This is a genomic window from Corynebacterium sp. ACRQK (assembly GCF_022345965.1).
Lineage (GTDB): Bacteria > Actinomycetota > Actinomycetes > Mycobacteriales > Mycobacteriaceae > Corynebacterium.
On record NZ_JAKRMU010000001.1, the window covers coordinates 464,971 to 485,451 of the forward strand.

17 protein-coding genes are annotated in these 20,481 nt (G+C 64.9%); 5 read left to right on the forward strand and 12 right to left on the reverse strand.

All coding sequences use genetic code 11. The annotated features are described in order from the left end of the window. Nucleotides 1-18: 18 nt before the first annotated feature. Nucleotides 19-2,106 carry an NAD-dependent DNA ligase LigA gene (ligA, locus tag MHX63_RS02100; RefSeq protein WP_239387030.1) on the forward strand — a complete coding sequence of 696 codons (2,088 nt, stop codon included), beginning with the start codon at nucleotides 19-21 and terminating at the stop codon, nucleotides 2,104-2,106. Nucleotides 2,107-2,169: 63 nt separating this feature from the next. After that, nucleotides 2,170-3,060, forward strand: coding sequence for an aldo/keto reductase (locus MHX63_RS02105; RefSeq protein ID WP_239387031.1), 891 nt, complete (start codon nucleotides 2,170-2,172; stop codon nucleotides 3,058-3,060). 64 nt (nucleotides 3,061-3,124) lie between these two features. On the opposite strand, the gene MHX63_RS02110 is transcribed toward MHX63_RS02105, so the two are convergent. Genes MHX63_RS02110 through MHX63_RS02120 form a run of 3 tightly spaced genes read right to left on the reverse strand, consistent with a single transcriptional unit; the run spans nucleotide 3,125 to nucleotide 6,712 of the window. Beyond that, nucleotides 3,125-4,240, reverse strand: coding sequence for a hypothetical protein (locus tag MHX63_RS02110; protein WP_239387032.1), 1,116 nt, complete (start codon nucleotides 4,238-4,240; stop codon nucleotides 3,125-3,127). A gap of 7 nt (nucleotides 4,241-4,247) precedes the next feature. Next, the gene (gene mnmA, locus MHX63_RS02115) at nucleotides 4,248-5,471 is read right to left on the reverse strand and encodes a tRNA 2-thiouridine(34) synthase MnmA (protein ID WP_239387033.1); all 1,224 of its coding nucleotides are present in this window, start codon (nucleotides 5,469-5,471) and stop codon (nucleotides 4,248-4,250) included. A gap of 29 nt (nucleotides 5,472-5,500) precedes the next feature. Beyond that, nucleotides 5,501-6,712 carry a cysteine desulfurase family protein gene (locus tag MHX63_RS02120; protein ID WP_239387155.1) on the reverse strand — a complete coding sequence of 404 codons (1,212 nt, stop codon included), beginning with the start codon at nucleotides 6,710-6,712 and terminating at the stop codon, nucleotides 5,501-5,503. Nucleotides 6,713-7,059: 347 nt separating this feature from the next. On the opposite strand from MHX63_RS02120, the gene MHX63_RS02125 reads away from it, so the two are divergent. Beyond that, the gene (locus tag MHX63_RS02125) at nucleotides 7,060-8,259 is read left to right on the forward strand and encodes an ATP-binding protein (RefSeq protein ID WP_239387034.1); all 1,200 of its coding nucleotides are present in this window, start codon (nucleotides 7,060-7,062) and stop codon (nucleotides 8,257-8,259) included. Nucleotides 8,260-8,386: 127 nt separating this feature from the next. On the opposite strand, the gene MHX63_RS02130 is transcribed toward MHX63_RS02125, so the two are convergent. From MHX63_RS02130 to MHX63_RS02150, 5 genes are all read right to left on the reverse strand, one after another. Then, nucleotides 8,387-9,340, reverse strand: a complete 954-nt coding sequence (locus MHX63_RS02130) for an electron transfer flavoprotein subunit alpha/FixB family protein (protein ID WP_035012055.1) — start codon at nucleotides 9,338-9,340, stop codon at nucleotides 8,387-8,389. A gap of 21 nt (nucleotides 9,341-9,361) precedes the next feature. Continuing rightward, nucleotides 9,362-10,150 carry an electron transfer flavoprotein subunit beta/FixA family protein gene (locus tag MHX63_RS02135; protein ID WP_034985575.1) on the reverse strand — a complete coding sequence of 263 codons (789 nt, stop codon included), beginning with the start codon at nucleotides 10,148-10,150 and terminating at the stop codon, nucleotides 9,362-9,364. A 92-nt stretch (nucleotides 10,151-10,242) separates the two neighbouring features. After that, complete coding sequence (locus MHX63_RS02140) at nucleotides 10,243-11,457, reverse strand: SAM-dependent methyltransferase (RefSeq protein ID WP_239387035.1); 1,215 nt, start codon at nucleotides 11,455-11,457, stop codon at nucleotides 10,243-10,245. Between the two features lie 13 nt (nucleotides 11,458-11,470). Next, nucleotides 11,471-12,382, reverse strand: coding sequence for an NUDIX hydrolase (locus MHX63_RS02145; protein ID WP_239387036.1), 912 nt, complete (start codon nucleotides 12,380-12,382; stop codon nucleotides 11,471-11,473). A 10-nt stretch (nucleotides 12,383-12,392) separates the two neighbouring features. Continuing rightward, nucleotides 12,393-13,355: an ABC transporter ATP-binding protein gene (locus tag MHX63_RS02150; protein ID WP_239387037.1), complete on the reverse strand. Its 963-nt coding sequence runs from the start codon at nucleotides 13,353-13,355 to the stop codon at nucleotides 12,393-12,395. A gap of 69 nt (nucleotides 13,356-13,424) precedes the next feature. Here MHX63_RS02150 and MHX63_RS02155 point away from each other — a divergent pair, with 69 nt between their 5' ends. Beyond that, nucleotides 13,425-15,449, forward strand: coding sequence for an alpha-1,4-glucan--maltose-1-phosphate maltosyltransferase (locus tag MHX63_RS02155; RefSeq protein WP_239387038.1), 2,025 nt, complete (start codon nucleotides 13,425-13,427; stop codon nucleotides 15,447-15,449). Between the two features lie 11 nt (nucleotides 15,450-15,460). Beyond that, complete coding sequence (gene glgB, locus MHX63_RS02160) at nucleotides 15,461-17,593, forward strand: 1,4-alpha-glucan branching protein GlgB (RefSeq protein WP_239387039.1); 2,133 nt, start codon at nucleotides 15,461-15,463, stop codon at nucleotides 17,591-17,593. 75 nt (nucleotides 17,594-17,668) lie between these two features. Here the strand turns inward: glgB and MHX63_RS02165 are convergent, their stop codons facing one another. From MHX63_RS02165 to MHX63_RS02180, 4 genes are all read right to left on the reverse strand, one after another. Then, a complete protein-coding gene (locus MHX63_RS02165) occupies nucleotides 17,669-18,712 on the reverse strand; it encodes a tetratricopeptide repeat protein (protein WP_239387040.1) in 1,044 nt (347 codons plus the stop codon). A gap of 100 nt (nucleotides 18,713-18,812) precedes the next feature. Continuing rightward, nucleotides 18,813-19,538 carry an endonuclease NucS gene (gene nucS, locus MHX63_RS02170; RefSeq protein WP_239387041.1) on the reverse strand — a complete coding sequence of 242 codons (726 nt, stop codon included), beginning with the start codon at nucleotides 19,536-19,538 and terminating at the stop codon, nucleotides 18,813-18,815. 36 nt (nucleotides 19,539-19,574) lie between these two features. Next, entirely contained in the window at nucleotides 19,575-19,994 is a 420-nt protein-coding gene (locus MHX63_RS02175; RefSeq protein ID WP_239387042.1) for a DUF2550 domain-containing protein, read from the reverse strand. A 103-nt stretch (nucleotides 19,995-20,097) separates the two neighbouring features. Next, nucleotides 20,098-20,469: a F0F1 ATP synthase subunit epsilon gene (locus tag MHX63_RS02180; RefSeq protein WP_239387043.1), complete on the reverse strand. Its 372-nt coding sequence runs from the start codon at nucleotides 20,467-20,469 to the stop codon at nucleotides 20,098-20,100. Between the last annotated feature and the right edge of the window lie 12 nt (nucleotides 20,470-20,481).

Consider the following 20,481-nt stretch of genomic DNA (forward strand, 5'->3'; position numbering starts at 1 on the left):
GCAAGTAGACTAGCGGGGGTGAGTACTCGATCCCGCTGGCAAGAACTCGCTGACCAGGTGCGCCACCACCGGCAGCTCTACTACTACGGCGAACCGGAGATCTCGGACGCGGACTTCGACGCCCTGCTGCAGGAGCTCAAAGACCTAGAGCAGACCCACCCGGAGGTCGTCACCGGCGCGTCCCCCACCGAGGAAGTCGCCCCCGCCCCGCCCACCAGCAGTCCGTTCCGCAACGTCGACCACCGCGAGCAGATGCTCAGCCTGGACAACGTCTTCGATACCGAGCAACTCGCCGGCTGGCTGGACCGCACCCCCGCGAAGACATACCTGACGGAGCTGAAGATCGACGGGGCGTCAATAAACCTCCTTTACATCGACGGCCAGCTGGAACTTGCGCTGACCCGCGGCGACGGTACGACGGGCGAGGACATCACCCACAACGCGCGGACCCTCGACGACATCCCGGATACCCTCCACGGCACGGACGAGTTCCCCGTCCCGGCTCTGGTGGAAATCCGTGGCGAAGTGTTCATCGACGTCGAAGATTTCGCCACCATGAACGCCCAGCGCCAGGCCGAGGGGCTGAAGATGTTCGCCAACCCTCGCAATGCCGCCGCCGGCGCGATGCGGCAGAAGAATGCTGCGGATACGGCCAAGCGCCCACTGAAGTTGATTTGCCACGGTATCGGCGCGCGCGAGGGCTTCTCCCCCGCGTCCCAGCACGATGCGTACCGCGCGATTGCCGCGTGGGGACTGCCAGTCAGTCCGTACACCAAGCAGGTTCACTCCGCCAAGGAGGTCCAGCAGCAGGTCGAGTACTGGGGCAAGCACCGCCACGACGCGGCGCACGAGATGGACGGGCTGGTCGTCAAGGTCGATTCCTTGGAAGAGCAGCTGGAGCTGGGCCACACCAGCCGCGCCCCGCGCTGGGCGATCGCGTATAAGTACCCGCCGGAAGAGGCGATGACCACGCTGCACAACATCCGCGTCGGCATTGGCCGCACGGGTCGCGCCACGCCTTATGCCGTCATGGCGCCAAAGTACGTCGCGGGCTCCACGGTTTCGATGGCCACGCTGCACAACCCGACGGAGGCCCACCGCAAGGGCGTGATGCTGGGCGATACGATCACCATCCGCAAGGCCGGCGAGGTCATCCCGGAGGTGCTGGGCCCGGTCGAGGACAAGCGCACGGGCGCGGAGCGGCCTTTCCTGTTCTCGACGTTCTGCCCCGAGTGCGGCACCCGTTTGGCTCCTTCGAAGGTTGGTGACGCCGACTGGCGTTGCCCCAACACTCAATACTGCCCTGGCCAGTTGCATACCCGCTTGACGTATCTGGCTTCCCGCAAGGCGTTTGATATCGACGCTTTGGGCGAAAAGGGCGCTTACGATCTGATCCATTCCGGTGTGTTGGTCGACGAGTCGGAGCTGTTCGACTTGAGCGCAGAGGATCTGGAAAAGACCAGTTCTTATGCGACGAAGGCCGGGAAGCTGAATAAATCCGGTGAGACGTTGCTGGAGAAGCTGCAGACTGCAAAGGAGGCGGACCTGTGGCGGGTGCTGGTTGCGCTGTCGATCCGGCACGTGGGTCCGACTGCGGCGAAGGCTTTGGCGAAGCATTTCGAGTCCGTGGAGGACATCGCCTCTGCTTCCGTTGAGGAGATGGCCGGCATAGACGGTGTGGCCGAGACGATCGCGGAGTCGATCTCGGATTGGTTCACGGTGGATTGGCACCGCCGGATCGTGGACCGCTGGGCGGCAGCTGGCGTGCGGATGCGTCAGGAGGCCGGGGCAACTTCCGGCGAGGCAGATGGCGTGAATTCCGCACTGCTGGAGGGCTTGACGATTGTGGTTACCGGCTCGCTGGAGGACTTCGACCGGACGGCGGCGAAGGAGGCCATCGAGGCTCGTGGCGGCAAGGCGGCGGGCAGCGTGTCGAGAAAGACGGACTTCCTGGTGGCGGGCGAAAAGGCTGGCTCCAAGCTGAAGAAGGCTGAGGACCTGGGCGTGCCCGTGCTGGATGAGGCAGCCTTCAAGGAGCTGCTGGAAAACGGCGCCCCAAGTTCCGGCGATGATGCAAGCGCCAGCGCCGATGGCGTGGACGGGTAGACACAGAGTTCTTGTGCAGGCCACGAACAACACAGACCGAACAGATGCGAAAGGTAGAAGCGAATGACTGAAACTACAGCTCTTTCCCTCCCGGAGATCGGGCTCGGCACCTACAAGATGCAGGGCCAGGCGGGCGCGGATTCCGTGGCTGCGGGCATCCGCGCAGGCTACCGTCTGATCGACACGGCCTACAACTACGAAAACGAAGGCGCGGTAGGCTCTGGCATCCGCGCTGCGACCGGTGCCACCGGGGTCGGAAACCCAGCGCCCGGAACCTCAGGCGCGCCTGAGGCCGCGTACCCCGCCAGCGTGATCCGCCGCGACGAGGTGATCGTCACCTCCAAGCTGCCCGGCCGCTATCAGCGCCACGACGACGCTGTCGCCTCCGTCGAGGAATCCCTCTTCCGATTGGGCCTGGACCGCATCGACCTGCACCTCATCCATTGGCCGAACCCAAAACAAGGCCACTACGTAGAAGCCTTCGAAACGCTGCTGGAGCTGCGCGAGCGGGGGCTGATCCGCCACGTGGGCGTGTGCAACTTCCTACCCGAGCACCTGGAGGCCGTCCACGCCGCCACCGGCGAGTACCCGGTGGTCAACCAGATCGAGCTGCACCCGCACTTCCCGCAGGCCGAGGCCGTCGCGGCACACCGCGAGCTGGGCATCGTGACGCAGGCCTGGTCGCCACTGTTGCGCGGTGCGGTTTTGGAGGAGCCGGTCATTGCCGAGATTGCTGACGCCCACTCCGCAACCCCCGGGCAGGTCGTCCTAGCCTGGCACCGTGGCCGCGGAGTGCTGGCGATCCCGAAGGCTGCCTCGGAAGCTCGGCAGCGTGAGAACCTGGACTCGCTGAACGTGACGCTGAGCGACGCGGAGATCGAGGCGGTCACCGCGCTGGGCCGCCCGGATGGGCGCCGGAAAAACCAAGACCCGGCGGTCTACGAGGAGTTTTAGCGCGGCTAGCGTGCACCGCGCTCAGGCGCGCCGGGTCCGCGCTAGAGCAGCACCAGTTGCACTATCAATTGCGCCAGAGCAGGGCCGCCGCGTGGCGCGCCCGAGCCGCCGCCACGGAGGCCTGCGCGGCGCTGCGCTTGCCCTCGGGCACCACAATGTCCACCAGCCCCGGCAGTTCGTCAGCGGGCAGGGTCCACTGCTCCCACTGGCGCAGAACGTCGCGGGCGATGTCGCCCGCGGCGGCCTCCACGTCGGCTCCGCTGACGTCCTCGGCAGGGGCGCCGGCGGTATCCCCACCGGCTGGCCCCGGATGCGCAGCAGTATTCCCTGGGGCACCGACGGTCTCCCCGCCGGCTGACGGCGCCGTCTGGGGCACCGCCCAGCCGATCCCCTGGCCGCGTCCGATCATCCCGCCAACCAGGTCTTTGCCGCTGGTTGTCTGCAACTGATCCGCGGACACCACGATGCGATGGAAGCCGGGCGCGTGCGAGAGGGCGTCATCGATAGAAGACCCCGTGTCCAGCACCACCGGGCGCGCGACCTGCTGCTGAAAGCGCTGCCACACCCCGTAAATGAACTCGCGGTCGACGGCGGGGATGGTGTCGAAGCGGGTGGCGCCGGGCAGGCCACCCATCACCTCGCGGACGCGCGGCTCGTGGAGCGCAATGATGACTTCGCAGCCGAACGCCGCCGACAGCGCATCGGCGACCTGCTCCACGCCGAAACCCAGGTGCAGGGCGCAGTCCTTAAACGCCGGGCGGTCGCGCAAAACTGGGTGGCCGCGGAACTCCACGTCCGCGCCGAAAGTCCACGGGCCGGTGACGTGCAGCATCAGCCGCTCGACCTTGCCCGTCAGCAGCTCCTCGGCAGCATCCGTGGCCTCGCGTACCCAGCCGTCCATGCGCCGGGATTCCAAGCTCGGGTGGGCAGTCAGCTCCCAACCACGGGGATTAGCGCGAATAGGCAGCTGCGCGAAGCTGGCCATCAGCGCCGTGAGGTCCCCCGCCCGCCCGCAGCGAGGGAACGACAAGACCGGCGGCACGCCTGTGTCCTCGTCCACGTCGCACGTACGAGTCAGCGCGGACTGCATCGCGGCGCGCACCTCCGCGTGGTCCGTGACGGTGTTCTCCCACCACCCCAGGCGCCCGATCGGCACCGGCTGCACGGTGTTGCCTGCCATCGCCGTGCTACGCCTCTGTTGGCGTTGCGCGCTCACCCGCGCTGCCAGCGGCTTCGGCATTCGCCGCGCTATCCCGCGGCGCAGGGGCACCCGCATCGCTCCACGGCGCGGTGGCGCGGATGGTGCCGCTGCCCAGCAGGATGTCGCCGTCGGCGTCCGGCTGGTAGATCACGGCGGCCTGACCGCGCGCCACGCCCTGCAACGGCTCGTGCAGGTCTAGCTCCAGGCGCCACGGGCTCTCGCCCTCCTTCTTGACGCGCCCCGCCGGCGTGGTCCTCTCTGGGTCGTCCACCAGTCGCGCAGTGGCGGGCACTACCCCACCGTGGGCGCGCACCTGCACCTCGCACTCAAACTCGTGTCCGTGCACGGAAGGGTCCAGGCGCTTCAGTCGATCAGCCGTGATCCCGCCGACCCGTAGGTCGTCGCGCTGGCCGATGGTCACGGTGCCCGTGGCGGCGTCAATATCCGTCACATAGCGCGGCTTTCCGTCCAGCCCCTCGCGTGGCAGCCCCAACCCCTTGCGCTGGCCGATGGTGAAGCCGTACACGCCGTCGTGTTCGGCAACAGTCGAGCCGTCCTGGTCTTTCATCAACCCCGGCCGCAGGCCGATCTGCTTGCCCAGAAAAGCCTGCGTCTGGCCGTCGGGGATGAAGCAGATGTCGTGGGAATCCGGCTTGGAGGCCACACCAAAACCGCGGTCCTTCGCCTCCTCGCGGATCTCCGGCTTGATCGTGTCGCCAACCGGGAACATGCAGTGCGCCAGCTGCTCGTCGGTCAGCACGCCCAGCACGTAGGACTGGTCCTTGTTCGCGTCTACGCCGCGGCGCATCACGCCGTCGTGCAGGCGGGCGTAGTGTCCGGTCACGACGGCATCGAATCCCAGTGCGATGGAACGGTCCAGCAACGCCTCGAACTTGATCTTCTCATTGCAGCGCAGGCACGGGTTGGGGGTCTCGCCGATGGCGTAGGAATCCACGAAGTCGTCGATCACGTCGGCCTTGAAGCGGTCGGAGAAGTCCCACACGTAGAAAGGGATCCCCAGCTTGTCGGCCACGCGCCGCGCGTCCGCGGAGTCCTCCAGGGAGCAGCACCCGCGCGAGCCCGCCCGCACAGCCTCGGGAGACTGGGACAGCGCCAGGTGTACGCCGATCACTTCGTGTCCAGCCTCGAGCGCTCGGGAGGCCGCCACGGCGGAATCCACACCGCCACTCATTGCTGCTACTACTCGCATGTTTGGCACCCTACTCGCGTACCGGCCTCTTAGGCCATTCCTGCGGCGCGGGCCTGCTCGACCACACGCGGGAGGAAGCCCGCCAGGTACTCGACCTGGTCGTCGGTGATGTCCGCGCCCAGAGTTATCCGCAGCGCGCCACGGGCCACGTCCACTGGCACGCCCATGGCGGTCAGCACGTGGCTGGCGCGGTTCACCCCGGCGCTGCAGGCAGAGCCCGTCGAAGCATCTACCCCGGCGGCGTCCAAAAGCATGATCAGTGAGTCGCCCTCCGCGCCGGGGAAGCTCATGTGCAGGTGCCCGGGCAGTGCGCCGACCTCGGGAGTCCAGATCCGCACGCCGTCGATGCCCTGCGCCGCCGCCCGTAGCCTCTCACGCGCCACGCGCATTCTGGCGGTTGCTTGTTCTAGTTCTTTAATTGATGACGCCAACGCCGCCGCACATCCCACCGCACCCTGCACGTTCACGGTGCCGGAGCGGAGCTTTCGCTCCTGGCCACCTCCGCGCACGGGGCTTAAGATGTCCGCGTCCCGGCGGGCGAGCAGAAGGCCCGTGTTCTTCGGGCCGCCGAACTTGTGAGCGCTGGCGGCGAGCGTGGTGGCGCCGAGAGCGTGGAAGTCGACGGGGATGTGGCCGACGGCTTGCACTGCGTCGGTGTGGAAAGGCACGCCGTTGTCGCGGGCGAAACTGGCGAGTTGCTCCACCGGCTGGATAGCGCCGGTCTCGTTGTTGGCCCACATGCAAGTCAGCAGCGCGAGGTCGCTAGGCGCGCCCCCGCTGCCTTCTAGGCCGGCAATCCAGTCTTGGTCACGGATGCGGCCGGCGGCGTCCACAGGAAGAACCGAACGTTCAAAACCCAGGTCGAGCGGCCCGGCCGTGAGCCAGTCGACGGACTCGACTACGGCGGGGTGTTCGATGTCGGAGCTGGCGATCACGTGTGCGCCTCGGTGGGCCTTCGAGCCGTATGCGAGCCCCTGGATGGCGATGTTGTCGGCTTCCGTGCCGGAGCCGGTGAAGATCACCTCTGTTGCATCCGCGCCGAGGAGTTCAGCGATCTGCTCGCGGGCGTCCTCGAGGCTGCGGCGGGCATCGCGGCCGGTCTTGTACTGGCCAGCGGGGTTCAGCAGCCCCGCGGCGCGCTCCATCGCTTCCTGCGCTTCGGGGCGCAGAGCTTGAGACGCCGCGTTGTCCACGTACAGGCGCCCTCGCGTACCTGCTGCACCAGTCGACGATCCTGGCACTGGGCTCTTCGCTGCGTGGTTGGTCTTGTTCACGCCCCTACCCTACTTCTTGGGCACCGCACACCGCGCACGGGACCGTTGCTTCTTGATACCCTTCAAGTACTCAGAGCCGATCGCGACAGGAGTAATCGCACATGGGTCTCGCAGAGTGCCTATTGATGGTACTGATCGCGCTTCTTGTCCTTGCGGTTCCTGGCCTTCTCATCGCGATCATCTATATGCTTCGGAAGAACAAGAAGGACACAGACACAGCCGGATCCAGAAATCTCAGGTCTAACACTTCTAACAAACCCACCGAGATCTAACAGATCTAACAAAAACGCCAAGCTTTCGCTATGGTGTGAGACATGTCCGAACCCTCATTCCAAGCCGCCGTACCCGGCCAGCGAAACCCCTTCCGCCCCAGCTTCGGCACGTCGCCGTACTACCTGGCAGGCAGGGCCGAGCTGCTGCAGGATTTTGAGCTCAGTCTCGCCGAAGGTCCCGGCTCCCCACACCGCACGATCTTGGCCAGCGGTTTGCGTGGCGTGGGCAAAACGGTACTGCTCAATGAGATCGAGGACAAGGCCCGCGCCCAGGGTTGGATCACCCTGCGCGCCTACCCCAATATCGACATGATCTCCGAGCTGGTCGAAACAACGATCCCCACCGCCATCACTAGCATCGAGCAGCCACCGGAGCGCAAGCTTTCCGGGGCCTCCATCACCGGCGTGGGCAGCTTCCGCACGGAAGCACACTCGCGGGCCGAGGAACTCCGCAGCGTGCCGACGCTCATTACCCGCCTGCGCGAACTCTCCGACGTAATCACCGGCACTGGCATCCTCATCACCCTCGACGAGCTGCAATCCGCCGACCTCGACCAGCTCCACCGCCTGGCCACAGCGGTCCAGGACCTCATGCGCGATGAGCGCGACATCGCCTTCGTCTGCGCGGGTCTGCCCCACGGTGTGGACACGCTGCTGCAGCACGAGGGCACCACGTTCCTCCGCCGCGCCTTCCGTGTGGACCTCCACGCTGTGCCGACTGAGGAAGTCTCGAAGACCCTCGCCATCACCGCCGCGGATTCTGGCCGCCCTTTTACTGATGACGCCCTGGGCCGCGCCACCGACATTTGTCGCGGATACCCGTACCTCATACAAGTAGTTGGCGCACTGTCCTGGGCGGCCGCCGGGATCGACGATTCGGACAGCATCGAGGCCACACACGTGGAGACTGCCTCCCAGCGGGCTATCGACCGCATGACCAGCCACGTCCACCGGCCCGCGTTCAGCCGCCTGCCAGAGGGCGAAATGAACTTCCTCCGCGCGATGGCTGCGATAAGTGCCGACGAGGGGGCGTCCGAACCAGAACCGGTAAGCACAGCAGCACCGGCAACGAGAGCTGTCAAGACTGGCGACATCGCCGCTCACCTGGGCGTAGAGCCAAGAGGCCTGTCCACCTGGCGAAGCCGCCTGATTACCCGCGATCTGATCGAGCCGGCGGGATTCGGCCGCGTGCGATTCACGCTGCCATACATGGAGGACTACATCCGACAGCAGGACGGGTAGCGCAGAAGATGGCACAAAAACCGGCGCCCTTCCGCCTGCGTAAAGCTAAGCGAAAGGGCGCCGGTTAATGGCTGCCGCCCGCGCCAGTAGTGGCGACAGGGCGACTGTTAAAGCCTAGGGTGAAGAACTACTTGCGGTTCTTCAGCTCCTCGGTAGCCTGCGGCGCAACCTTGAACAGGTCGCCGACAACACCGAAGTCTGCGATCTCGAAGATGGAAGCCTCTTCATCCTTGTTCACAGCAACGATGGTCTTGGAGGTCTGCATACCAGCCTTGTGCTGGATAGCACCGGAGATACCCAGTGCGATGTACAGGTTCGGGGAGACCGTAACACCGGTCTGACCGACCTGGAACTTGCCCGGGTAGTAGTCGGCATCCACAGCCGCACGGGAAGCACCAACAGCGGCACCCATGACGTCGGCCAGCGGCTCGACAACGTCGGTGAAGCCCTCGGAGCCACCAACGCCACGGCCACCGGAGACCACGATGTTGGCCTCGGTCAGGTCCGGACGGTCGCCAGCCTCAGCCGGGGCGAAGGAGGTGATGGTGACGGCGGTCGGGCCAGCGCCCGGCAGCTCAACCTGCTGGACGTTGCCAGCGGCAGCCTGCGGTTCCGGATCCAGGGAGCCCGGAGCCAGGGTGAAGACCGGGGATGCGCCAGCGGCGGAAGCGGTAACGGTGTAAGCGCCACCGAAGATGCTGATCTCAGCGGACTTCTCGGCGGTGATGCTGCTGGTGTTGTACAGAACACCGGAAGCAACGCGGGCGCCTACGCGGCCTGCAACCTCGTTGCCGGTTGCGGTAGCGGAGACGATAACCGGAACCTGCAGTTGTGCTGCCAGGCCGGACAGTGCGTCGACCTCCGGGGTAACCAGCAGGGACTCTGCCTGATCGGACTCTGCGGCGTAGATGGTCTCTGCGCCGGCCTCGGCCAGTGCGCCCTGCAGCTTCTCGGTGGTGCCGGGAGCGCCAACAACAACGGCGCCGACGGTGCCGAACACGCGTGCAGCGGTGATCAGCTCGACGGTGGAGTTCTTCAGCTGACCCTCACCGTGCTCAACCAGTACTAGTACGTTGGTCATGTCCTTAAATCCCTACTTCCCTTAAACCAGCTTTTCCTTGACCAGGAACTCGACCAGCTGCTTGCCGCCCTCGCCCTCGTCGTTGACGATCTCACCAGCCGACTTCGGCGGCTTCGGGGTGGAAGCGGAAACGGAGGTGGTGGCGTTTGCCAGGCCAACGTTTGCAGCGTCCACGCCAATCTCTTCCAGAGACAGCTCTTCGATGGTCTTCTTCTTGGCAGCCATGATGCCCTTGAAGGCAGCAAAGCGCGGGGTGTTGGACTTCTCAGTCACAGACACGATGGCCGGGGTCGGAGCTTCCAGGCCGAACACGCCCTCTTCGGTAACACGCTTACCGGTGACCTTGCCCCCCTCAACGCTCAGCTCTTCCATGTGGGTCAGAGCCGGGATCTGGCGGTACTCAGCCAGCAGGCCCGGGATGGAGCCAGCGCCACCATCGGTGGAGGCGTTACCGGCGATAATCAGCTCGATGTCCTCGATCTGGTTCAGAGCATTGGACAGGGTCCATGCCGTGCCCAGTGCGTCGGAGCCGGCCAGGTTCTCGTCGACAACCAGCTTGGCCTCGTCGCAGCCCAAGGACAGTGCCTTGCGCAGCGCCTCGGTTGCGCGCTCCGGGCCGACGGACAGAACGATGACGTTGCGGGAGCTGTCTGCTTCCTTCAGCTGCAGTGCAGCCTCAACAGCGTTTTCGTTGATTTCGTCCAGGACAGCGTCTGCACTGTCGCGGTCGAGGGTGAAGTCATCGTCGGTGAGCTTGCGCTCGGAGTAGGTGTCCGGCACCTGCTTAACCAGAACAACGATGTTCGACATTCGTTGACCTTCCTGCTTGGGTATTGTGATTTGGCACCATAGTACCTACCACCAGGTGACCACCGCCACAAATTTCTTATATTGTTTTAGAACTACCCCCGCGAGCTGCGGCGAGCCCTACAGATAAAGGCCACAGCCTTGGCAGCGCCGCCCTCGCCGATGCGCGTAACCACTACTGAGTAGGCAGAATCCGCCGCCGCGGCACCGCTTCCGCCCGCGTTGCCCTTCTTCAGCTTCCATTTCTTCCGCAGCTCGTCGGGGTCCACATCCACGCCGCGCACGAGGATTTCCACGCTCCTCGCACCTAGCGCCACCAAAGCGGGACGCGCCTTCTTCAGCGGCACTTCTTCGACAATCTCAAAGCCACGCACGCCCGCGGGCAGCTCGTCGCCTGTCAGGTACGCGATGTGCGGGTCCAGTTGCCACAGCCCGTGCCGCGCCGCGTACTGGCGCACCAGCCCGGCGCGCACGATGGCACCATCGGGGTCCACGATGTAGCGCCCTGCCCCATCCACGCGGTCCGCCTCGGGTTCGTCGCTTGTCACTGTTTCTTTCACTGATGACGCCCCCATCACCACCGCCCGGCGTCCCCGCCCCAGAATCGCGGGTGAATACAGGCACGTCTCCTTTACTCCTCCATCGACGGAAACAACCTCCACGTGGCCGTCGAACTCGGAGTAGTCGATGCCTGGCGCGCATTTGACCACTAGATTTTCGTAGCAGTCCATGAGTTCGGGCAGCGGCGGCTGCAGGTCTTCCAACTTGGCGATACGCCCCGAAGAATTCCGGCGTGCTGGGTCCGCCACCACCACGCCGGATTTCAGTGCGCCGGATTTCAGGTCACCGGCGAACGCGGGACGCAGCGCATCCATGCGCGCGACCGGAACTTCCGGCACGTTGAAATGGGCCATCCGCAGGCGCTGGTGGTCCAGATCTCCGCCCAGCACCCGCAGCCCCGCGGCAGCAAGCGCGTGCAGCTCAGTGCCGACACTGCAGGTGACATCCACGGCGGCCTCCACCCCGGCGGACTTCAATACCTCCGCGCGCCACGCGGCGACTACCGGCGGGGTGGCCTGCTGAACCGATTCGCTATCCATCAGCCAGTTCTCCGGCAGCTTGCCCGCGCGGCGGGCCTGTACCAGTTCCACCAGGGCACGAGCGTGCTCGCCGTGTGCCTTGCGCAGGTGGGAAAGATCCTGCACGAGGGATTTCTTGGTCAGCTGATACGTAGTGGCGTCATTAATAAGGGGCGAGCCAGCGGCACACTCGGCGAGCAGAAAATCCAGCTCGGCAGCAGAAAAAGCCATTCTTGCGCGCGCCCTACTGCTCGTAGGAGTCGGGGCGGATGGCGAAAGGGTTCTCCGGCATCTCGGCAGGGTCAACGACGAACTTCATGCCCGGCGCGAACTGGCGGGCGGGCGCGCCGTACATCTGCTGTTCCATCAGGTAGTACTCAGCCATGTACGGCTCGTCGACGGGCTCCTCGAGCACCGGATCGACGGAGAGGCTGGAGGAAAAATCCAACACTTCCTCGACGGTGCGAAAGGTATCCAGCAACTTCAGCTGTGCCCACGTCGGCGGCATCAGAGAAATCTTGCGGGAGCGCCACCCGTCCAGCAGCGTGGAAGGACGGAACCAACCCGTCGAAGTAGCCTCCGGAGTATCAGCCCTCGTCTGCTGTCCCTCCGGCATGGCTGCCACGAAGAAGGCTGTGTCGTAGCGAATCGGCTGCTCCACTGGAGTAACCCAGTTGGCCCAGGGGCGCAGCAGATCAGAGCGCAAGACCAGATTGTTGTTGCTCATGAAGTCGGAGAAGCTCAGCTGGTGGTTCTCCAGCAGCTTGCGTTCCTCCTGGTAGGGCGTGGTGTCCACGACCGGTGAGCCATCGCGGTGGGTGGCCAGCAGCGTGCCGCACTCCTCGAAGGTCTCGCGCACCGCGGCACAGACCAGGGCGCGAGCCATGGATTCCGGCTTCTGCAGGCGCTTAGCCCACCACTTGACCTCCGCACCCTGCCAATTGATGGCCGGCGACATGTGGCCATCGCCGTCGACGTCTCCCGGCATATCTCGGGAATCCACACCGCCACCTGGGAAAACCGTCATCTCCGCGCAGAACTTCATGGTCGAGGCGCGCTCCTGGACGTACACCTCGATACCCGACAACGTGTCGCGCAACAGAATCACCGTTGACGCGTGACGTGGCTGCACTGGGCCCAAACGGTTTTCCTTCATGCGTCAGAGTCTACCGATCTTCCTGTCGGCGGTGGTCGGCTCCATTGGCGCCACTGGCTCCACTGGAACGGTGACTTCCCCTGCGCTGGCGGCTGCGGCGGGCGAACCAGCGGCCGTCTTCGTGCTTGACTTCGATCGGCTGGTGGAAGGTGCGGGTGAGGTTCTCGCTAGTCATTACGTCTTCCAGGATTCCCTGGGCCACGACCTCACCCTCGTCCAGCAACAGGGCGTGGGTGAACCCCGGCGGGATTTCCTCCACGTGGTGGGTGATCATCACGATCGCCGGGGAGTCCGCATCCGCCGCCAAGTCCGACAGCAGCGCCACCAAGTCCTCACGGCTGCCGAGATCCAGGCCCGCGCCCGGCTCGTCCAGCAGTAGCAGCTCGGGGTCGTTCATCAGGGCGCGGGCGATCAACACGCGCTTGCGTTCGCCTTCGCTTAGGGTTCTCCAGTTCTGCTCGGCCAGGTGGTAGGCGCCGACGCTTTCCAGGATCTCGATGGCGCGTTCGTAGTCCAGCTCGTCGTAATCCTCCCGCCATCGGCCCAGCACGTCATAACCGGCGGAGATGACGATGTCCGCGACCTTCTCATCTCCCGGCACGCGCTGTGCCAGCGCCGAGGAGCTCATGCCGATGGCGGTGCGCAGCTCGCGCAGATCCACCTTGCCCACCTGCTCGCCGATGAGCTTCACGGTGCCAGTGGTCGGGAACACCTGCGCCGATGCCAGGCGCATCAGGGTGGTCTTGCCCGCCCCGTTGGGGCCGACGATGATCCAGCGTTCGTCCAGCTCCACCTGCCAATCCATCGGCGCCAGGATGGCCCGTCCGTCGCGCACGACGGAGACGTTGCGCATGTTTACGATCAGGTCGTCCTCGTCAGCCTGCGCGGTGGCCGGGGTGGAAATCAAGTTCGTCACGTTCTCGCTCACTCCCCCATGGTGCCTCAAGATCCGCGCGAAGTGTGCCAACAACATAGGCTTGCTGTGTAAGCACCAACGCGAACTGCCAACGGATCCCCCACTGCCATCTAAAGGAGCTTCCCTATGACCGGCCGCCTCGGCATCGACTGCATCTCCCCCGTCATCTCCCACGGAGCCACTCCCGCCAAGGCCATCGTCGGCCAGGTGTTCCCGGTCAGCGCGAGTGTCTGGCGCGAGGGGCACGACGCTATCTCCGCCACCCTCGTCGTCCGCCGCCCCGCCGGCGCTGAGGGTGGTCGCGCGAAGATCACGATGTCGCCGGATCCCGAGGACGTCGACCGTCGCCATGCGGTTTTCGTTCCGGATGTGCCGGGTATGTGGACCTTTCGTGTTGACGCCTGGTCGGATCCAGCGGCCACATGGTTCAACGCAATCACCAAGAAGGTAGCCGCAGGCCAGGATGCCCAGGCCCTGGCCAATGATTTTGAGCTCGGCGCGCGTCTGTTCGAGCGGGCAGCGGAGAAGGCCTCCCGTAAGCACCGGGAGCTGGTGGCCTCCGTACCCGGCCAGCTGCGCGATCAGTCTTTGAGCATCGACGAGCGCCTGGCCACCGCACTGTCTCCGGAGATCAAGGAGGCCCTGGGCAAACGCCCGCTGCGCGACCTGCTGACCCGCGGCCCGGAGTTCCACGTGCTGGTGGAGGAGAAAAGTGCTGGTGTGGGTGCCTGGTATGAGATGTTCCCCCGCTCCACCGGCGGCTGGGACGCCGACGGCAACCCGGTGCACGGCACCTTCGCCACCGCCGCCGAGGACCTGCCACGCATTGCGGACATGGGCTTCGACGTTTTGTACCTGCCGCCGATTCACCCGATCGGCGAGATCAACCGCAAGGGAAAGAACAACACCCTGACCCCCACACCGGAGGACGTCGGCTCCCCGTGGGCCATCGGCTCCAAGGACGGAGGCCACGAGGCCGTACACCCGCGCCTAGGCACCGTCGAGGACTTTGAGAACTTCGTCGCCGCCGCTAACGACCAAGGCCTGAAGGTGGCCCTGGATCTGGCGCTGCAGTGCGCCCCCGACCACCCGTGGGCGCAGGAGCACCCGGAGTGGTTCACCGTGCTGCCGGATGGCACCATCGCCTACGCCGAGAACCCGCCGAAGAAGTACCAGGACATCTACCCGCTGAACTTCGACAACGACCCGGAAGGCCTGTACCGCGAGGTACTGAAGGTAGTGCGCCTGTGGATCGGCCGCGGCGTTCGCATCTTCCGCGTGGACAACCCGCACACCAAGCCCACGAACTTCTGGCAGTGGCTGATCGCCGAGGTCCACGCCACAGACCCAGACGTGGTCTTCCTCTCCGAGGCTTTCACCCGACCGCCACGCCTCTACGGCCTGGCCAAGGCAGGATTCACGCAGTCCTACAGCTACTTCACCTGGAAGACCACCAAGGAGGAGCTGGAGGAATTCGCCGGGGACATAGCCAACTACGCCGATGTTTTCCGCCCGAATCTGTTCGTGAACACCCCGGACATCCTGCACGAATCCCTGCAGACCGGCGGCAAGGCCATGTTCGCCATCCGCGCCGCCCTGGCCTCCACCCTCTCCCCGCTGTGGGGTGTGTACTCCGGCTTTGAAATCTACGAATCCACGCCGGTTCACGCGGGCTCGGAGGAATACCTGGACTCCGAGAAGTACGAGCTGCGTCCGCGCGACTACTCCGTGGACAATTGCGCTGAATGGATCAGGGATCTGAACCTGTGGCGTCAAGAAAACCCGGCGCTGCAGCAACAGCGCACCCTGCGCTTGCACGAGACCACGAGCGACGACCTGCTCGCGTATTCGAAGGTCGACGGAGTTGCCGGCAACGCGGTGCTCGTGGTGGTGAACCTGAACCCCAACGCGATTGTCGAGGGGTCTGTGAACCTGGATACCGAAGCGCTCGGCCTGGGCGCGCCGGAAGATGCGTACTTCGAGGTCACAGACCTGCCAACGAACCAGACCTACACCTGGGGCGCCAGCAACTACGTGCGCCTGGATCCGGATTTCCAGGTTGCGCACATCTTCCGGCTGCCCACCCTTGGTGAGGGTGAGCGCGAGCGAGCCTGCATGCGAGCCCAGGAAGAATACGATCCCCGCAGGTAGAATCGGCGAGTATGAACCACGATTACCACCGGCTCGCAGAACGTAGGCACCACGCCCCACACGACGTACTTGGGGCACACGAAAACGGCGACGGAACCACCATCCGCACTGTCCAGTGCGGGGCGGAGTCCGTCGCTGTGCGCATCAACGGCGGCGAGCCGGTGCAGATGCAGACGGCAGCGGAGTATCCGGCGCTATTCACCGCGACGGTGGACTACTTCGTAGACACCTACGTCTTCGAGGTCACCTGGGCCGGCGGCACCACCGCCACCCTGGAGGACCCCTATCGGCGCTTGCCTACCGTCGGCGACCTGGACCGCTACCTCATCGGCGAGGGCCGGCACGAGGAGCTGTGGAAGGTCCTCGGCGCCCACGTGCTGGACGGTGGCGTGGCTTTTTCCGTGTGGGCGCCGCATGCTGCGGGCGTTTCCGTGATCGGTGACTTCAACGGCTGGAACGCTAACCAGCACCCCATGCGCGCGCTGGGTAGCAGCGGCATCTGGGAGCTGTGGATCCCCAGCGTGGGCGCCGGGGCGCACTACAAGTTCTCCATCACCACCGGCGACGGCATGCGCCTGGACAAGGCCGACCCGATGGCGCGCCTGGCCGAACCCGCCCCCGCGACCGCCTCCATCGTCGTAGCGGACAGCGACTACGCCTGGGGCGACGACGAGTGGCTGGCCCACCGCGCTGCCGTGGGCGTGGACGAGACCATGAGCATCTACGAAATGCACCTGGGCAGCTGGCGCAAGGGGCGCAACTACCGGGAGCTGGCCGCGGAGCTGGTGGAGTACGTGCAGAAGCTGGGCTACACCCACGTAGAGCTGATGGGTGTTTCCGAGCACCCCTTCGAGCCCTCGTGGGGCTACCAGGTGACCAGCTACTACGCGCCGAACAATCGCTACGGCGGCCCGGACGATCTGCGCTACCTGATCGATTCGCTGCACCGCGCAGGCATCGGCGTGATCATGGACTGGGTTCCGGGGCACTTCCCCAAGGACGGCTGGGCTCTGGGCCGCTTCGACGGCGAGGCCTGCTACGAGCACCCGGATCCGCGCCGCGGCGAGCAGCCAGACTGGGGCACCTACGTGTTCAACTTCGGCCGCAACGAGGTGCGCAACTTCCTGGTGGCCAACGCTCTGTACTGGTGCAAGGAGTTCCACATCGACGGCCTGCGCGTGGACGCTGTGGCCTCGATGCTGTACCTGGACTACTCCCGCGATGACTGGCTGCCCAACGAGTTCGGCGGCCGCGAGAATCTGGACGCGGTGGAGTTCTTGAAGGAAATGAACGCCACCGTGCACCGCGAGTGCCCGGGCTCGCTGACTATCGCCGAAGAGTCGACCTCTTGGCCGGGCGTGACTGCCCCCACCAGCGAGGGCGGCCTGGGGTTCAGCCTGAAGTGGAACATGGGCTGGATGCACGACAGCCTGGAGTACGTCCAGCGCGATCCGGCCTACCGCAGCTACCACCACAACGAGATCACGTTCTCGATGGTCTACGCCTACTCTGAAAAGTATGTGCTACCGATCAGCCACGATGAGGTCGTGCACGGCAAGGGAACCCTGTGGTCGCGTATGCCCGCCGGTTCCGCCTGGGACAAGGCGGCGATGGTACGCAGCTACCTGGCGTTCATGTGGGCGCACCCAGGCAAGAAGCTGCTCTTCCAGGGCCAGGAATGGGGCCAGACCGAGGAGTGGAACGAGTCCCGTGGCCTGGACTGGCGCAACCTCGAAGGCTGGGAGGGCGAGTTCCACCGCGGCATCAGCGCCCTGACCAGCCAGCTGAACAAGCTCTACCACTCCGAGCCCGCTCTGGGGCAGGACCACGCGCTGGAGGGCTTCCAGTGGATCGCCAGCGACGACTCGGCGAATAACGTTCTTTCCTTTATTCGACGCCACCGTGGGCGCGAGCTGGCGTGTGTAATTAACTTCTCGGGCACCACCCAGGAGAACTACCGCATCGGCCTGCCACAGGCCGGCACGTGGCGCGAGGTGCTAAATACCGACGACGTGCAGTACGAGGGCGCCGGGCGCGTAAGTGGCGACCTGCACACGGAACCCACCGGCTCCCACGGCATGGACACCTCCGCCGTGCTGCAGATCCCGGCGCACACCGCGCGCTGGTTCGTGCTGGAGGGCTAAGCCCGGCTCAGCTCTCGCGGCCGGAGCATCTTGGGCCGACCCGGCCCAGCTTCCGAGCCTGAGCGGATCTGGCGCCTAGAACAGTGCCGAGGCCATGCGGGTGCGGCCCGCGATGACCTCCGGGTCCGCCGGGTCGAACAGGCTGAACAGCTCCAGCAGGCGAGCCTTCGCCTGCTTCTTGTGATCTGCGCTGCCCTCTGCGGACGGGCGCAGCTCTTCGATCAAAAGGTCGAAGGCCTGGGGCTTGTCGCCCGCCAGCAGCAGGCGGTCGGATTCTGCGAACTCATCCCCGCCCGTGGACAGGCGCTGCATCAGCAGCGCGTTGGCACGCGCCGCGCGGGCCTCCCCTACGACCTCTTCATCGGCCTGGGCGGAGTTGGCAAGGATGGCGTCATACTCCGCAATAGCGCCCGCGTAATCCTCTGCCTCCAGCTTCTCGGCGGCGGCTGCCAGGCGCGGGTCACCCGCATCCTGGTTCGCGTCAGCACCGTCCGAGTCGGCGCCTGCGCCACCGCCGGCCGCATTAGCCGGATCCTCTTCCGGAGCGAGCCCGCGCAGCTTGCCGTCTACGGCCTGCACCACAGCATCTACCCACCCCTGCAGCTGCGCGGCGGGCTGGCCGCCCTCGAAGTTGGTCAGCGGGCGACCGGCTGCCAGCGCGATGACGGTAGGGATTGCCTGCACGCCGAAGGCCTGAGCGACCTCCGGGGTGGCGTCGACATCCACATAACGGAAGAGCCACTTGGTCGGCGCCTGCTGGGACTCAGCCAGCTTGGTGAAGTCCTTGCGCATTTGCTCAGAGGCTTCCGAGCGGGCAGAACCCAACAGCGTGACCACAGGCACCTGAGTAGAGCGAACCACAAGGTCCAACTCGAAGTTCTCCGGGGTGATGGTACTAACGAAAGCTGCCGGAGCTCCAGCGCCCCCAGCGCCGACTCCACCAGCCGAACCTGGCTGGCCTGCCGGTGCGCCTGCCGCGCCAGCACCTCCAGCGGCTGCGCCAGCCTGGGCAGCGCGAGCCTGCGCCTGCGCCCGCTGCTCGGCTTGCTGCTTTACAGCCCCCAGGTCCACTGCCCCAGCTACAAAACGGGACGGAGGGGTATTAGAAGGATTCGTCACCTTGAAAGTGTCCTTTCTTACTTGCCCTCCCACGCGCTGGCCGCGCGGGAGTAATTAATCGCCTGTTGAGGACTAAACCCGACAAAGAGCGCTGAGTCTTTTAGAAAAGCCGCAGCTCCGAGGAGTCGGTCCCTCGCATTGCTTCATAATCCAGGGTAACGCAACGAAACCCGCGGTCCTCCGCCAGTGTGCGAGCCTGCGGCTTGATCTCCTGGGCAGCAAACACGCCCGTCACCGGAGCCAGCAGCTCGTCCCGGTTCAGCAGTTCCACATAGCGGGTCAGCTGCTCCACACCATCGATGCCACCGCGGCGCTTGATCTCCACAGCCACCGTCGCTCCAGTTGAATCCTTAGACAGAATGTCCACCGGCCCGATAGCCGTCGGGTACTCCCGGCGGATCAAGGAGTAGCCCTCACCCAAAATCTCAATCTGCTCAGCCAACAGCTCCTGCAGGTGTGCCTCCACGCCATCCTTCACCAGGCCCGGATCCTCCCCTAGGTCGTGCTCCGTATCTGAGTAGATCTCGAAGATCTGAATCCGCAGCTGCTCCCCCTTTGGATTCGTGACGATCCACAACTGCTCGACCCCCTCATTGCCTAGCTCCGAATACTCCGTAGGGGCGTCATCACCATCAAGAGAACTAGCCTCGACGGCCTCGAGGGAACACGGCGGCATCATCCAATTGAGCGGCTTATATGCACGATCGTCGGCGTGGATAGAGACCGAACCATCGGCCTTCACCAAGATCAAACGATCGGCGGGAGGCAGGTGGGCCTCCAGGCGTCCGACGTAATCGACACAGCAGCGAGCAATGACTAAGCGCATGGTTGTTCAGCCTACGCTACCGAAGCTGACGGCTACTCAATGACGGGGTATGCGACGCTCCGACGGGGCGGACTCGAGCCAGGACACTAGCGCGGTATCCCCTGCGCTATCCAGGGCGATCTCCCAATGTGTCTTTCGGTGAACCACCTCGACGACGTGAACGTTGTCCTCCAAGAAAGCGGACTCCCGCGGAGTGATTTCACGGCGGGACACAATCGAGGTGCCGAGGCGCGTCAACACCACATCCGAGGCAGGACGCAGGCTGCGCAGCTTGTAGAACTTGGCGGATTGGCCCGAATACTTCAAAATCCCGTGGCGCCAGTGCCGGCCATCAGAATTCGGCAGGCGTCGGACGACCACGGGATACCCCTGGGAACGCAGCGCGAAGAAACGCCACACAACGGCGATGACGACAACCAGCGTCACCGCCGCAAGAAAATACAACAACCACGCCATATACCTAACTTACAGGCATGAAGAGGGTTTCGAAAAAGCGAAACGGGCCCCACTGGTAAATCAGTGGAACCCGTTCGTCAGGGAAGCTGAAAGCTAGATAGCTTTAAGCTTCCATACGCTTCACAGCGCGCAACTCGGACTCTGCGACGGCCTTGTCGTGCTCAGTCTCTGCAGACTGCTTGCGGGACTCGGCATCCGCAACGTTGACCTCGCCGGCCCACGATGCAGAATCCGCCAGAATGGTGATCTTCTTGGAGGACACGGACAGGAACCCGCCCTGCACCGCGGCCACCAGCTTCTCACCGGTATTCGTCCGAATGGTAACGACGCCGTTCTCGACCAGCTGGCCGAGCAGAGGCTCGTGACCAGGGAGCACGCCGATCTCGCCCTCAGTGGTCTGCGCGGTAACGGACGTTGCGGTACCAACCCACAGCGGACGTTCCACGGAGACCAGTTGTGCGGCAATCTCAGCCATGTGCTTAACCCC